The 1095-nt window shown below is 48.9% G+C and carries 1 tRNA gene and 2 rRNA genes; all 3 read right to left on the bottom strand.

The features are described from left to right. Nucleotides 1-225, bottom strand: a 23S ribosomal RNA gene (locus I6E11_RS14625); the annotation flags it as partial. Between the two features lie 202 nt (nt 226-427). Beyond that, a tRNA-Ala gene (locus I6E11_RS14620) sits at nt 428-501 on the bottom strand. A gap of 67 nt (nt 502-568) precedes the next feature. Further along, a 16S ribosomal RNA gene (locus I6E11_RS14615) occupies nt 569-1095 on the bottom strand; the annotation flags it as partial.

Genomic DNA, 1095 nt, shown 5'->3' with positions numbered 1-1095 from the left:
GAATCATTGTTATTTTCTTTTCCTGCAGGTACTAAGATGTTTCAGTTCCCTGCGTTAGCCCCTTACAAACGTAAGGTGATATCCCTTCAGGATATCGGGTTGTCCCATTCGGAAATTCACGGATCAAGGGTTATTTGCACCTCCCCGTGACTTATCGCAGCTTATCACGTCCTTCATCGCCTCCGAGAGCCAAGGCATCCGCCATGCGCCCTTGCTTACTTTCATTATCACGTACACACCCTGTTTTTTAAACAGAGCGGATGATATATACTTTTAGCTCTTTTGGTTTTGACCAAATCTTTATTTTTCAGCTTGTTACATCATGTCAAAGATCTTTATAAAATTCTGTATTCTCTATTGAGAATCCACATTTCTGTGGAGAATTTTATGAGATTGACTTGCTTCGCAAGTCTATCCTTATTTTCTGTGGAGAATAACGGATTCGAACCGTTGACCCCCTGCGTGCAAAGCAGGTGCTCTAGCCAGCTGAGCTAATCCCCCAATATATTTAATTAAACAAACTTGTGTAGTACAAGAAGGACAAACCTTCTTAACGGTATCTCTCCAGAAAGGAGGTGTTCCAGCCGCACCTTCCGGTACGGCTACCTTGTTACGACTTAGCCCCAATTACCAGTGTTACCCTAGGGCGCTCCTTGCGGTTACGCACTTCAGGTACTCCCGGCTTTCATGGCTTGACGGGCGGTGTGTACAAGGCCCGGGAACGTATTCACCGCGCCGTGGCTGATGCGCGATTACTAGCGAATCCAGCTTCGTGGAGTCGGGTTGCAGACTCCAGTCCGAACTGAGAGAGGCTTTACGGATTGGCCAACCGTCGCCGGCAAGCTGCCTTCTGTACCCCCCATTGTAACACGTGTGTAGCCCCGGACGTAAGGGCCGTGCTGATTTGACGTCATCCCCACCTTCCTCACATCTTACGATGGCAGTACCGCCAGAGTCCTCAGCGCTACCTGTTAGTAACTGGCAGAAAGGGTTGCGCTCGTTATGGCACTTAAGCCGACACCTCACGGCACGAGCTGACGACAACCATGCAGCACCTTCATACATGCCTTGCGGCTGATCTGTCTCCAAATCATT

Source organism: Bacteroides caecigallinarum (assembly GCF_021531075.1).
Classification (GTDB): Bacteria; Bacteroidota; Bacteroidia; order Bacteroidales; family Bacteroidaceae; genus Phocaeicola; species Phocaeicola caecigallinarum_B.
This window is presented reverse-complemented; position numbering and strand designations above follow the sequence as displayed.